This is a genomic window from Actinomadura sp. RB99 (assembly GCF_014706005.1).
Taxonomy (GTDB): Bacteria; Actinomycetota; Actinomycetes; order Streptosporangiales; family Streptosporangiaceae; genus Spirillospora.
The window spans coordinates 87,597-100,207 of record NZ_JABMCA010000028.1 but is presented as its reverse complement, the minus strand read 5'-3'; the positions used below and the strand labels follow the sequence as shown (position 1 = coordinate 100,207).

The 12,611-nt window shown below is 73.7% G+C and carries 12 protein-coding genes; 3 read left to right on the top strand and 9 right to left on the bottom strand.

Annotated features, from left to right (window positions below; genetic code table 11):
- Positions 1-172 precede the first annotated feature (172 nt).
- Positions 173-1,207, top strand: a complete 1,035-nt coding sequence (locus amrb99_RS24525; RefSeq protein ID WP_190860041.1) for a glycoside hydrolase domain-containing protein — start codon at positions 173-175, stop codon at positions 1,205-1,207.
- 80 nt (positions 1,208-1,287) lie between these two features.
- Here amrb99_RS24525 and amrb99_RS24520 read toward each other — a convergent pair whose 3' ends face one another.
- The 3 genes from amrb99_RS24520 to amrb99_RS24510 all read right to left on the bottom strand — a co-directional run bounded on the left by amrb99_RS24520 (position 1,288) and on the right by amrb99_RS24510 (position 5,944).
- Positions 1,288-2,475 carry a GNAT family N-acetyltransferase gene (locus amrb99_RS24520; RefSeq protein ID WP_190860039.1) on the bottom strand — a complete coding sequence of 396 codons (1,188 nt, stop codon included), beginning with the start codon at positions 2,473-2,475 and terminating at the stop codon, positions 1,288-1,290.
- Between the two features lie 48 nt (positions 2,476-2,523).
- Positions 2,524-3,840, bottom strand: a complete 1,317-nt coding sequence (locus amrb99_RS24515) for a class I SAM-dependent RNA methyltransferase (protein ID WP_347256831.1) — start codon at positions 3,838-3,840, stop codon at positions 2,524-2,526.
- Positions 3,841-3,910: 70 nt separating this feature from the next.
- Positions 3,911-5,944, bottom strand: coding sequence for an amino acid permease (locus amrb99_RS24510; RefSeq protein ID WP_190860035.1), 2,034 nt, complete (start codon positions 5,942-5,944; stop codon positions 3,911-3,913).
- Between the two features lie 224 nt (positions 5,945-6,168).
- Between amrb99_RS24510 and amrb99_RS24505 the strand changes: the two genes are divergently transcribed.
- Both amrb99_RS24505 and amrb99_RS24500 read left to right on the top strand, forming a co-directional pair.
- Positions 6,169-6,834, top strand: coding sequence for a TrkA family potassium uptake protein (locus amrb99_RS24505; RefSeq protein WP_151545914.1), 666 nt, complete (start codon positions 6,169-6,171; stop codon positions 6,832-6,834).
- Positions 6,834-7,493 carry a TrkA family potassium uptake protein gene (locus amrb99_RS24500; RefSeq protein WP_151545913.1) on the top strand — a complete coding sequence of 220 codons (660 nt, stop codon included), beginning with the start codon at positions 6,834-6,836 and terminating at the stop codon, positions 7,491-7,493. The genes amrb99_RS24505 and amrb99_RS24500 overlap by 1 nt, the downstream gene beginning before the upstream one ends.
- Positions 7,494-7,595: 102 nt before the next feature.
- On the opposite strand, the gene amrb99_RS24495 is transcribed toward amrb99_RS24500, so the two are convergent.
- The 6 genes from amrb99_RS24495 to amrb99_RS24470 form a co-directional block, all read right to left on the bottom strand.
- A complete protein-coding gene (locus amrb99_RS24495) occupies positions 7,596-8,303 on the bottom strand; it encodes a DUF3159 domain-containing protein (RefSeq protein WP_347256830.1) in 708 nt (235 codons plus the stop codon).
- 193 nt (positions 8,304-8,496) lie between these two features.
- A complete protein-coding gene (locus amrb99_RS24490; RefSeq protein ID WP_173095319.1) occupies positions 8,497-8,919 on the bottom strand; it encodes an OB-fold nucleic acid binding domain-containing protein in 423 nt (140 codons plus the stop codon).
- Positions 8,920-8,985: 66 nt separating this feature from the next.
- Entirely contained in the window at positions 8,986-9,813 is an 828-nt protein-coding gene (locus amrb99_RS24485; RefSeq protein ID WP_190860030.1) for a hypothetical protein, read from the bottom strand.
- A gap of 113 nt (positions 9,814-9,926) precedes the next feature.
- Positions 9,927-11,282 (bottom strand): FtsX-like permease family protein, encoded by a 1,356-nt coding sequence (locus amrb99_RS24480; protein WP_190860028.1) that lies wholly within the window; start codon positions 11,280-11,282, stop codon positions 9,927-9,929.
- Position 11,283: 1 nt separating this feature from the next.
- Positions 11,284-12,096 carry an ABC transporter ATP-binding protein gene (locus tag amrb99_RS24475; RefSeq protein ID WP_190860026.1) on the bottom strand — a complete coding sequence of 271 codons (813 nt, stop codon included), beginning with the start codon at positions 12,094-12,096 and terminating at the stop codon, positions 11,284-11,286.
- 150 nt (positions 12,097-12,246) lie between these two features.
- Positions 12,247-12,582: an SdpI family protein gene (locus amrb99_RS24470; RefSeq protein ID WP_190860024.1), complete on the bottom strand. Its 336-nt coding sequence runs from the start codon at positions 12,580-12,582 to the stop codon at positions 12,247-12,249.
- Positions 12,583-12,611 lie beyond the last annotated feature (29 nt).

Here is a 12,611-nt window from a genome sequence, read left to right as displayed (position 1 = left end):
GTTGTAGCGAGCGGGAGGTAAAGGCGCTAGCGCAACGTGGGCGTGTCGTGACGGAGAGTCACTTCGGGCGGAGCGGCCCGTTCTGGGCGATCCAACCTCGGGAATCTCCTGCGACGAAAAGGGCACAAGCTGTTGAATCGGCAATGACCTGGATCCGAATCATGGAGTTGACATGGCAGTCTTCGGCGTCGACTACGCGTGGGGCCGCCCCGGCGCGTCCGCGCTGAAACGCGCCGGGGCGAAGTTCGCGTGCCGCTACCTCTCGCACGACACCACCGGCAAGAACCTGACCCGCGCCGAGGCGGACGAGCTGTCGGAGGCGGGCATCTGGCTGGTGGTGGTGTGGGAGACCGCCGCGAACCGGGCGCTGGACGGCAAGGCCGCGGGGACCGCCGACGCGCAGGCCGCCGCGGGCCAGGCCAAGGCGTGCGGCATGCCCGACGACCGGCCGATCTACTTCGCGGTCGACTGGGACGCCTCGTCCTCCCAGCAGAGCGCGATCAACGCCTACCTGGACGGCGCCGCGTCCGTCCTCGGCCGCGACCGCGTCGGCCTGTACGCCGGATACGGGCCGGTCAACCGGGCGTTCGACGCCGGGAAGATCACCTACGGGTGGCAGACCTACGCCTGGTCCGGCGGCCGGTGGGACGCGCGCGCCCAGCTCCAGCAGTACTCCAACGACCACACCATCAACGGCGTCGGCCTCGACTACGACCGCGCCGTCAAGAGCGACTACGGGCAGTGGCGCGTCGGCGTCTCGCCCGAGGAGGAGAACGACGACATGCCGAGCTACGTGTCCGTCGGCACGACCAAGGAGCAGCAGCTGCCCGCCGGCCAGTGGACCAACGTCAGCTGGCAGCACGACTACGCCGACTCCGAGCACCAGCACAGCGACGCGGGCGGCCCCAGCATCCTGTGGGGCTCCGCCCGCTACGCGCTGACCGCCGCCGTCACGGTCACCGGGGTGCCCGCGGGCACGCTGATCCAGGCCCGTACGGTCGAGGTCGACAGCAAGGACGACAGCAAGGTCACCGGCGGGCCCGTGCAGGACTACGTGTCGGCCGGCGACCAGACCCACATCGTGTACTCGCTGGGCGCCGACACCGTGGGCGACGGCTACCGGGTGCGGTTCCAGGTCGTCCAGCACGGCTCCGGCGCCGCGAAGGTCGCCACCGGAGGAAGCGCCAAGGTCTTCTTCTGGCGCTGATCCGCCCGGCGCCGCCCCGTTGAGCCGCGGCGTGTCGTCGTCATGAGGCGCTCATGGCAGCGGCACGCCGCGGCTCGATCTCAGAAGTCGTCGTTGGTGTAGGGGGCCAGCGGGACGGCGAGGGCGGCGTCCAGGCGCACGGCGGCGCCCGGCGTGTGCTCGGTGACCGCGCCGATGCGCACCAGCGTGCTCAGCCTGGCGCCGCCGAGGTAGACGGCGCCGAGGTCCGCGACGTCCAGGGACAGGTCCGGCGGGTCGGCGGTGGGCGCGCAGCCGGGCGCGGGCCCGGTCGTCAGCCGCCACCGGCCGTGGTTCGCGGGGATGCGGGCGTCCGCGACGTCCAGCACGAACGCGTCGCCGGACGCCCAGGACCGGGCCCGGAGCGCGGCCGGGACGTCGACGAGCCGCAGCCACAGCGCGCCGTACTCCCCGGTCACCCGGACCTGGTCGGGGTCCGCGGCCATGTGCGGCAGCAGGTCGTCCACCGGGCGGCTCGGCGCCTTGATCCGCGAGGTCAGGTCGATCCCGGCGAGGTACCGCCACAGCGCCGCCTCGACCCGGGCGTCCGCGGCGACGAGGTCCTCCAGCCGGACGGTGCCGTGGCCCGTCCGGTAGATCGCGTAGCCCTCGGGGTGCACGACGACGCGCGGCTCGGTGAGCCGCTCGTCGCTCAGCTCCTCCTCGGGCAGGACGTTGCGGGACCACCACTCCCCGTCGCGCACCAGCCCGCCCGGACGGCGGGACAGGGCGGTCTCGTGGATCGGGCCGAGGACGGCGGGCGCCTCCGCGGGGTCGACCAACCGCAGCGGCCGCGGGTCGGGCTCGGTGCGCAGGTCCAGCGGGCGGGAGGTGTCGACCTCCAGCTCGGCGGCCCGGTCCGCGAGGCCGAAGCCGTAGCGGCCGTAGATCGCGCCCTCGGACGCCCACAGCACCGCGACCGGGCGGCCCGCGGCGGTCGCGTCGGCGTGCATCCGCTCGATCATCGCCGACAGCACGCCGCGGCGGCGGTGCGTCGGCAGCACGCCGACCGCGGTGATCGCGGAGCAGTCGACGGTCCCGCCCGGCACGGCCAGCCGCATCGGCAGCGCGGCGAGCTGGCCCGCCCGGACGTCGCCGGACCAGGCGCCGATCCGCTCGGCGCGGCGCATCAGCCAGCGCCAGCGTTCCAGGTCGCGCTCGCGGATGCGCTGGTGGAACACCAGCCCGGAGAAGTCGATCATGCCGTCCAGGGCGTCCTCGGGGACGTCCCTGATCTCCAGATCGGTCATGCGCCCACGGTAACCAGCGCCCGCAACCGGTTTTCCGGAGGCGGCCGGTCAGCCCCTGACCAGCGTCGCGAGGCACTCCACGTGCTGGGTCATCGGGAACGCGTCGAACGCCCGCAGGGTCTCCAGCGTCCAGCCGCGCTCGCCGAAGTAGCCGAGGTCGCGGGCCAGGGTGGCGGGGTCGCAGGACACGTAGGCGATCTTGCGGCCGGCGAGCCGGGTGATGTGCTCGACGACGTCGCGGCCCGCGCCCGTGCGGGGCGGGTCGAGGACGACGACGTCGGCGCGGCGGACGCGCTCGCCCCGGTGGTGGCCGCCGCCGCGCTTGTTCTGCGTGCGCGAGCCGCCGGAGGCGCGGCCGAACTCCAGGTCGGCGATGATCTCCTCGACGGGGCCGCGCTCGATCGAGACGTTGTCCAGGTCGCGGAGGTTGAACCGGGCGTCCCGGACCGCCTGCCCGTCGGACTCGACGCCGACGACGAGGCCGTCGCGGCCGATCCGGTCGGCGAGGACGCCGGCGAACAGCCCGACGCCGCAGTACAGGTCGAGGGCGATGTCGCCCGGCTTGGGCTCCAGCGCGTCCACGACGGCGTCGGCGAGCAGCTGCGCGGCGCCCGGGTGGACCTGCCAGAACCCGCTGCCGCTGACCTGGAACATCCGGCCGGAGACGCTCTCGCGGACGTACGGCGGGTTCGATCCCGGCTCGGGCTTGCCGCGCACCAGCCGGACCGGAACGTCCAGCCGGGGCACCCGGATCTTGCGGCGGTCCCGGCCGCGGAGCACCACGAGCCGGTCGCCGGTGGTGGCGGACACGATGCCCTCGACGCCGGACGCGCCGGGCCAGCGCTTGCGCTCGATGCCCATCAGCTCGACGCCGGGGTGCGCGATCAGGCACTCGTCGACCGGCTCGATGTCGTGCGAGCGGTGCCGGCGCAGGCCGACCGCGCCGCCGTCGACGGAGAACTGGACGCGGGTGCGCCAGCCGAGCCCCGGCTGCGGCATCACCTCGGCGTCGACCGGGTACGGGACCTCCTCGACGACGACCGTGCGCGTGATCCCGGCCAGCCGGCTCAGCTGCTCCTCGACGACCGCGGCCTTGAGGGCGCGCTGCGCGGGCAGCGAGGCGTGCTGCCAGTCGCAGCCGCCGCAGCGGCCGGGCCCGGCAAACGGGCAGGGCGGCTCGACCCGGTCCGGGGACGCCTCGATGATCTCGACGGCGTCGGCGCGCAGGAAGTTCTTGGTGCGGTCGGTGACCCGGGCCCGCACCCGCTCGCCGGGCAGCGCGTGCCGGACGAACACCACGCGCCCCTCGTACCGCGCCACGCAGAAGCCGCCGTTGGCGACGTTGCCGATCTCCAGTTCGAGGATCTCGGGGACATCGGGGTCCGAGCCGGTGCCTCGCGAGGGGGACGTGCCCCCCGGGCCGACTCCGTCGGTTTCACTCACGGTCCGCAACACTACCGCCGGACGGGCGCGCTTCGACCCGCGGCGGACGCCGGGACGCGCCCGGCCCCGGCGGCTCCACCCGGCCCTTCAGCCGGTCGGAGGAGTGCAGCTGCCAGGCGACGCTGGTGACCATGACGCCCGGCTGGAACAGCAGCCGGCCCTTCAGCCGCAGCGCGCTCTGGTTGTGCAGCAGCTGCTCCCACCAGTGTCCGACGACGTACTCGGGGATGAAGACGGTGACGACGTCCCGGGGGCTGCGGCGCCGGACGCTCTTGACGTAGGCGAGGACGGGCCGGGTGATCTCCCGGTACGGGGAGTCGAGGATCTTCAGCGGGACCGGGATGTCGAGGGCGTCCCACTCCTCCTGGAGCCGGCTGGACTCCTCGGCGTCCACCGCGACCGTGACGGCCTCCAGCGAGGACGGGCGGGTCGCGCGGGCGTACGCCAGCGCGCGCAGCGTCGGCTTGTGGATCTTGGAGACGAGGACGATGGCGTGGTTGCGGGCGGGCAGCGCCACGTCCTCGCCGGACGGCACCAGCTCCTCGGCGACCCGGTCGTAGTGCCGGCGGATCGCCCGCATCAGCAGGAACAGCAGCGGCATCGCGATGCAGACGATGTAGGCGCCGAGCAGGAACTTGGTGAGCAGCACGACGATCAGGACGATGCCGGTCAGCGTGGCGCCGAAGGCGTTGATCGCCCGGGACGTGCGCATCCGCCGCCGCTGCGCCTGGTCGGTCTCGATGGCGAGCAGCCGGTTCCAGTGCCGGACCATGCCGACCTGGCTGACCGTGAACGAGACGAACACGCCGACGGTGTACAGCGGGATCAGCCGGCTGACGGACGCGTCGTAGGCGTAGATCAGCAGCCCCGCCATGGTGGCGAGGATGATGATGCCGTTGCTGAAGGCCAGGCGGTCGCCGCGGGTGTGCAGCTGGCGGGGCAGGTACCGGTTCTGCGCGAGCACGGACGCCAGCACCGGGAACCCGTTGAAGGCGGTGTTCGCGGCGAGGAACAGGATCAGCGCGGTCATCGTGGTGACCAGCCCGAACCCGACCTCGAAGTTGCTGAACACGGTGTGCGCGACCTGCGCGATCACCGGGTCGGCGTCGGTGACCTCCCGGCCGGTGGCGGGGTTGATCAGGTGGCTGCCCTGGTCGGGCGAGGCGAACTTGGCGTGCGTGATGTAGGCGAACGCGGTCACCCCGCCGAACATCGTCATCGCGACGATCCCGAGCGCCAGCAGCGTCTTGGCGGCGTTCTCGCCCTTCGGCTTGCGGAACGCGGGCACGCCGTTGCTGATCGCCTCGACGCCGGTCAGCGCGGCACAGCCGGAGGAGAAGGCTCTGAGCAGCAGGAACACCAGCGCGAACCCGGCGACGCCCGTCTCGTCCCCGTGGATCTGGTAGTGCGCGGTCTCCGCGTCCAGGTGCGCGCCCGTCACCAGCCGGCCGAGGCCCCACACCAGCATGGCGACGATGGAGAACATGAACAGGTAGGTCGGGATCGCGAAGGCGACCCCGGCCTCCTTGAGGCCGCGCAGGTTCCCGATCGTGAGCAGCACGACGATGCCGATGGCGACGGCCACCTCGTGCGGCTGCATGAACTTCAGCAGCGCGCCGAGGTTCTCCACGCCGGACGACACCGAGACCGCGACGGTCATGACGTAGTCGACGAGCAGGGCGCTGGCGACGACCACTCCCCAGTTCCCGCCGAGGTTGGTGGTGGCGACCTCGAAGTCGCCGCCCCCGCTCTGGTAGGCCCGGACGTTCTGGCGGTACGACGCGACGACGGTGAGCAGGATCACCACGACGGCGGCGGCGACCCAGGGGGTGTAGTGGTAGGTCACGAGACCCGCGGCGGCGAGCGCGAGCAGGATCTCCTGGGGGGCGTACGCCACGGAGGACAGGGCGTCGCTGGCGAAGATCGGCAGCGCGACCCTCTTCTTCAGCAGCTGTTCGTGCTGCTGGGCGCTGCTGAGAGCGCGGCCCAAGATGAGCCGCTTCGCAAGGTCCGGAACCTTTGACACGGAAGGAGAGCCTAGCCCGTCCGCCGAACGCGCTTCCCCGGCCCCGCCTTCTGGGCCACCGGGTAGTGCTCGCCTGGGCGGATGTGTAGTTTTGCAGCCCGGCAGGGATCATTCAGGAAAGCGATCCTCGGGTGCAGCACGGCGTCGGCGGACCGGCGGCGGATGCCGTGCACGGCGCGGGGGGTACAGGGGGGACGTCCCCCTGGACGGAAGAAGGAACGGCCGTGCATATCGTGATCATGGGCTGCGGGCGGGTCGGGTCGACGCTCGCCCACATCCTCGAGGACAAGGGCCATACCGTGGCCATCATCGACCAGAGCCCGGAGGCGTTCCGCCGGCTGCGCAGCGGCTTCAAGGGCCGGCGCATCACCGGGTTCGGGTTCGACCGCGACGTGATCGTCGAGGCGGGCATCGAGAACGCGGACGCGTTCGTGGCCGTCAGCAGCGGCGACAACTCCAACATCATCTCCGCGCGAGTGGCCCGCGAGACGTTCGGCGTCGACAACGTGGTGGCCCGGATCTACGATCCCCGGCGCGCCGAGGTGTACCAGCGGCTCGGCATCCCCACGGTCGCGACGGTCCGCTGGACGGCCGACCAGATCCTGCGCCGGCTGCTGCCCGAGGGGGCCGAGCCGCTGTGGCGGGACCCGACCGGCGCGGTGCTGCTCGCGGAGCTGGACTCCGGGCACCTGTGGGTCGGCGAGAAGGTCGGGGCGCTGGAGGAGCACGCGGACTGCCGGGTGGCGTTCCTGTCCCGGATGGGCGAGGCGCTCGTCCCGGAGCGGAACACGGTGATCCAGGACGGCGACATCGTGCACATCATCGCGCGCGCCGACGAGGTCGAGCGGATCAACGCCGCCGTCGCGGCGCGGAACGAGGAGGGCGCCTGATGCGGGTCGCGATCGCCGGGGCCGGCGCGGTGGGCCGCTCCATCGCCCAGGAGCTGCTGGAGAACGGCCACGAGGTGCTCCTGATCGACAAGAGCCCGAAGGCCATCAAGGTCGAGATGGTGCCGCGCGCGGAGTGGCTGCTGGCCGACGCGTGCGAGATCTCCGCGCTGGACGACGCGGCGCTGGAGCGCTGCCAGGTGGTGGTCGCCTCGTCCGGCGACGACAAGGTCAACCTGGTGGTGTCGCTGCTCGCCAAGACCGAGTACGGGGTGCCCCGGGTGGTGGCGCGGATCAACCACCCGAACAACGAGTGGCTGTTCAACGAGTCGTGGGGGGTGGACGTCGCGGTGTCCACGCCGCGGCTGCTGTCGGCGCTGGTCGAGGAGGCCGTCAGCGTCGGCGACCTGGTCCGGCTGATGACGTTCCGGCAGGGCGAGGCGAACCTGGTGGAGCTGACGCTGCCCGACAACGCGCCGCTCGGCGGCGAGCGGGTCGGGTCGGTGAGCTGGCCGCGCGACACGGCGCTGGTGGCGATCCTGCGCGAGGGCCGGGTGCTGGTGCCGACGCCGGACGACACCCTCGAACCGGGCGACGAGCTGATGTTCGTCGCCAGCCAGGACGTGGAGGACGAGCTCGCCGAGCTGCTCGGGGGCCGGTAGGCCGCCGGGAGCGGAGGGGACGGGCCGGACGGCCCGTCCCCGCGCCGCGGTCGGCCGCGGGCCGTGTGGGGTGCGGTGGTTCAGAGCGCGGGGGCCGGTGGTTCAGGCGCGCTCGGGCTCGTCGGCGCCCTCGCCGGCGGGGAGCGGGGTGCGGCCGCGGGCGAGCAGCCACACCATCGTGGCGAGCGCGGCGACCTGCAGCGGCCAGCCCATGATGATCTTCGCGGGGCCGAGCAGCCCGCTCTGGTCGCCGGCCGCGAGGTAGATCGGGTACTGCACGGCGACCCGCAGCGCGCACGGCAGCACCAGCAGCCAGGTCAGCCGTGAGCACAGCCGCACGATGCCGGGGTCGGACCGCCAAGCGGTCGGATCGCCGGTGACGGAGCCGATGATGAACCCGACGATCGGCCACCGCACCACGATCGAGAAGATCATCGCGGCGGCGTAGCCGGCGTTCAGCATGATGCCGGGCAGGAACGCGTCCTCGGCCTTGCCGGAGCGCAGCGCGAAGAACGCCGCGATCGCGATGCCGACGAGGCTGTTCAGCACGAACTGGACGCTGGTGCGCTGCGCGACGCGGAGCGCGAGCAGCACCACCGCCGCGCCGATCCCGACGCCGACGGCGAGCTTGATGTCCTTGGCGGCGACGTAGGTCGCGGTGAAGCCGATGGTGGGGACGGCGGCCTCGATCATGCCGCGGACGCCGCCGAGCGCCTTGCTGAGCTGGGCCCGCACGGCGGCCTCGACGGTGTCGTGGGCGTCGCCCGGGGCGGCGGTCGCCCCGGAGGACTCCGTCACGGTGGCGGGCACCGGGGCAGGCACCGCGTCGGGCGCCGTGTCGGGCGCAGGGGCGTGCGCGGGGCCGCCGGGCGCCGCCGCGGGGTCACCGGTGGCGGCCGCCGTCTCTGTCGCTTCCCGTTCGCTCACATCGCACTCCAGGCCGTATCGCTGCGGGGCGACCTCGCGTCCCCGGATCCGCCCCACGCGTCCGCGCCGGGCGGGATCAGGAACCGCCGCGCAGCTCGTACCGCGGGTTGAACATGACCTTGCGCCCGTCCTGGACGCTGACCAGCCCCTCGGCGCGCAGCCGGCGGCCCGGGTCGATGCCGGCGATGCGCCGCCGGCCGAGCCAGACCAGGTTGATCACGTCGGTGCCGTCGTAGAGCTCGGCCTCCAGCGCGGGGGCGCCGCCCCGGGGCCGGAGGGTCACCGTACGCAGCGTACCCGCCACGCAGTGCCGCTTGCGCGCCGAACATGCGGTGATGGGGGTGGCGCCCTCGTCACCGCTCGTCTTCTGCAGCTCCTCGGCTTCGAGCTCGGCCTTGCTCGACGCCATGCGCCGCAGGAAGCGCCGCAGGCCGCCCTTGCCCCGTTCCGGCGGGGCCGGGTCGGTCTCCGGGGAAGTGCGGGCCGAAACCTCGTCCATAAGTGGAAGCGTATGGCATCCCGGTGTGAATCGGACCGGTCGGCCCGCCTGGTTGTGCGGCCCGTCTCAGGCGGTGGCGAACCGGACGGCGGAGACGGCGACCACGGCGGCGGCCGCGACGCCGTAGCCGGCGGCGGCGAGCGCGACGACCCGGACGCGGCGCGCCTCCGTGGATCCGGTGAAGGTCAGCAGCCAGGCCAGCGCCGGGAGCACCAGGACGGCGTGCATCGTGACGAAGTGCGCGGGCTTCAGGGCGGCGGCGACGTGGTAGGCGGCCTGCTGGTGGCCGCTCTGCGCCTCGGCCACTCCCCTGGCGATCATCGCGGCGCCGGACGCCAGCGCGACCATGAGCGCGGCGAACCCGGCGCGCAGTGCGAGGCGCATGCTCGGGGCGGTGCCGGGGTTCGCGCGGAACGCGGCGACGGTCAGCGCGACGAGCGTGACCACCAGGACGGCGCCGCCGGCCGCCAGCGTCCGCGAGACGGCGGTGTCGAACGGCGTCTCCATGTTGAAGTGGGACGGGACCTTCCGCCACGCCTGGAGGGTGATCAGCGCGACCTCGGCGACGCAGTCGGCCGCGAACACCCCGAGGAGGACGCGCCGGGCCCGCTCGCCGAGTTCGAGGTGGGAGCCCGCCCAGGCGATGGTGATCAGCGTGAGCCCGAAGGACAGGCCGAAGGTGACGGGCTTGCGCCAGGAGACGGGCCCGGTCCACGGGCCGCCGTCGACGGCGAACACCAGCAGGTGGGCGAGGCCGCCGAGCATCAGCAGCCCGCCGACGGCGTAGCAGGCGCGCTCGACGCGCCGCCCGTCCGTCCAGATCCCGGCGATCGCCGCGCGCATCGCGGCCGCCGGCGGGCGCCCGCCGCGGACCGCACCGGCCGTTCCGTCCATGGCCGCCTCCAATGAGTGAGTGCTCACCCAGCTTACCTCGCCTCCACCGCGTACGGCGAGTCGTCGCCATGGACGGCTCCATGGCGACGACTCGCCGCAGGTGGACGGGGCGGTCAGGCGGTGACGGCGTCCACCGCGGGGGTGCGGAGGGTGCGGCGGGCGGCGGCCAGGGCCGTGACCGCGGTGAGGGCGGCCGCGAGGGCGACGACCCCGGCGTAGATCCAGGCGCTTCCGTCCGGGACGGCAGAGCCCTTGCGCGCCACCGCGAAGGAGATGATCGTGAAGACCGAGGCGACCGTCCCGCAGGCGACGCCGACGACGGTCAGCGCCGCCGACTCCAGCGCCACCGTGCCGAGCACCTGGGCCGGGGTGGCGCCCGCCAGCCGGGCCTGGCCGAACTCGCGGCGCCGGTGCACCGTCGCCGCCACCAGCGTGTTCACCAGCATGATCGCGGCGAACAGCACCACCATCCCGATGACCACCAGGTTCAGCGTCTCGATCCCCTTCTGGTCGGCGGTCTTGGCGAGGCCCGACCGGTCCATGGCGCCGTTCTCCGTGGCCTGGAGGAACAGCGTCCCGACGGCGATGCCGGTGAACAGGATGATCGGGGTCACCGCGGACGCCATCGCGCCCGTCCGGCGCCGCAGGTTCGTCACCGCGAGGTCCCCGGCGACGCCGAACGCGCGCACCGGCCCGGCCAGCAGCGCCGTCGCCCGCCGGACGATCACCGGGGCGAGCAGCGCCAGCCCGATCGCGGCGAAGATGTCGGCCTGCCCGGACGCCGCCATGGCGTCGGTGCCCTTGCCGCGCATCATCGTCATCGTCACGACCGCCTCGTCCACCGCGAGGAACAGGAACACCCCCGCGAAGACCGCGCGCCTGCGGCCGAGCCGGCCCGGGTCTGCGGCCGCCGCCATCAGCGACTCGGTGACGCGGACGCGGGCGGCGCGGCGCGCGCTGATCAGCGCGGCGACGGTCGCGGACAGGAACGTCACCCCGGCGCCGGTGCCGAGCGCGAACGTCCCGAACGCGTAGGACACGTCGCCGGGGACCTGGTGGGTGCCGTGCAGCAGCCCGAGCAGGCCCCGCCCGCCGAGCGCGCCGGGGACGGCGCCGAGGAGCGCCGCCAGCACGGCCAGGACCGCCGCCTCACCGACGATCATCCGGGTGATCTGCGCCGGCGTCGCGCCGACGCTCTTCAGCAGCGCCATCTCCGCCGCCCGCTGCCGGACCGCCAGGGTCAGCGTGGAGGTGACCGCGAAGACGACCAGCAGCAGTCCCCAGCCGCCGACCACCATCGCCATCGTGACCAGCGTGGACCGGGTCTGCCCGGTCGCCCCGCTCGCCTCGGCCGTGTCGTACATCGAGGCGAACGCCATGATGATCGCCGAGCCGAGGAGCATCGACAGGAAGCTCGCCGTGAACGCGCCCGCGCGCCTGCGCAGGGACCGCAGTGCCAGCCCGCCCATGTCACACCCCCGCCTGGGTGCGGCCGGCGGCCCGCTGCCGCTCGACCTCGTCGGCCAGGTGCGTCATCCGCTCGGCGACGGCCTCGGCCGTCGGCGCGGTCTGGTAGCCGACGATCCGCCCGTCGGCGAGGAACAGCACCGCGTCGGCGTGCGCCGCGGCGACCGGGTCGTGCGTCACCATCACCACCGTCCGCCCGTACACCCGGACGGCCTCCTGCAGCAGCCCGAGGACGTCGCGGGCGCTGCGGCTGTCGAGCGCGCCGGTCGGCTCGTCGCCGAACAGGATCCGCGGCTCGGTCACCAGCGCCCGCGCGATCGCGACCCGCTGCTGCTGCCCGCCCGACAGCTCCGCCGGGAGGTGCGCGAGCCGGTCGCCGAGGCCGACGCGGTCGAGGACGTCCCGGGCGCGGGCCTTGTCGACGCGGCGGCCCGCGAGCTTCAGCGGCAGCGTGACGTTCTGCATGACGGTCAGCGTCGGCAGCAGGTTGAACTGCTGGAACACGAACCCGATCCGCTCCCTGCGGAACCTCGTCAGCGCCGCCTCGCCGTCGCCGGACAGCTCGGCGCCGTCCACCACGACCCGGCCGGCGCTCGGCCGGTCGAGCCCCGCCGCGCACTGGAGCAGCGTGCTCTTCCCCGACCCGGACGGGCCCATCACCGCGGTGAACGACCCGGACGGCAGCGACAGCGACACGCCGTCGAGCGCGACCACCCGGTTGTCCTCCGCGCCGTACACCTTCCGGACGTCCTCCAGCCGGAGCGCCTCGCCGCCGGACGGGGCCGTCCCTCCCGGCCGCGCCTTGTGTCCGAACATCGCCTTCACCTCTCCGCCCGGCGCCCCTCCCGTGGAGCGCCTCCGGAAACGACGCTACGGAGAGCGAGGGCGGCGGAGGATGGGTCCAGCACGCCGATCGGGGTAGGCAAAACCCCACCTTCGGACGGCGCCACGGCTCCGGGCGGCGCGCTACCTCCGGCGCAGCGCGGCGTGCCCGGCGGCGGTGCCCCGGAGCGCGAGGACGGCGGTCAGGATCGCGCCGATCCCCGCCGACAGCGACCCCGCGAGCTCGGACGGGACCGCCAGCGCGAGGACGCCCGCGACGGCCAGCACGGCGCCCGCGCCGATCATCCACGGCCGGGCGGCCCGGTGCACGGTCAGCCACGCCTGGTCGTCGGCCATGCTCCGCTTGGTGCGGATGCCGGCGAACTGGTTGCGCGGGATCCGGCCGTCGGCCGTCAGCACGCCCACCACCACGAGCAGCGCCCCCGCCGCGATCAGCAAGACCCCCAGGTAGATGTTCATCGCCCCCCTTTCCCCGGTGTCCCGCGCCC

What these genes read in the sequence shown, in the direction of transcription:
- amrb99_RS24500 (WP_151545913.1), top strand. Translation starts at nt 6,834, where the DNA reads ATGCGGGTCGCGATCGCCGGGGCCGGCGCGGTGGGCCGCTCCATCGCC.
- amrb99_RS24525 (WP_190860041.1), top strand. Translation starts at nt 173, where the DNA reads ATGGCAGTCTTCGGCGTCGACTACGCGTGGGGCCGCCCCGGCGCGTCC.
- amrb99_RS24475 (WP_190860026.1), bottom strand. Translation starts at nt 12,096, where the DNA reads ATGTTCGGACACAAGGCGCGGCCGGGAGGGACGGCCCCGTCCGGCGGC.
- amrb99_RS24520 (WP_190860039.1), bottom strand. Translation starts at nt 2,475, where the DNA reads ATGACCGATCTGGAGATCAGGGACGTCCCCGAGGACGCCCTGGACGGC.
- amrb99_RS24490 (WP_173095319.1), bottom strand. Translation starts at nt 8,919, where the DNA reads ATGGACGAGGTTTCGGCCCGCACTTCCCCGGAGACCGACCCGGCCCCG.
- amrb99_RS24485 (WP_190860030.1), bottom strand. Translation starts at nt 9,813, where the DNA reads ATGGACGGAACGGCCGGTGCGGTCCGCGGCGGGCGCCCGCCGGCGGCC.
- amrb99_RS24470 (WP_190860024.1), bottom strand. Translation starts at nt 12,582, where the DNA reads ATGAACATCTACCTGGGGGTCTTGCTGATCGCGGCGGGGGCGCTGCTC.
- amrb99_RS24480 (WP_190860028.1), bottom strand. Translation starts at nt 11,282, where the DNA reads ATGGGCGGGCTGGCACTGCGGTCCCTGCGCAGGCGCGCGGGCGCGTTC.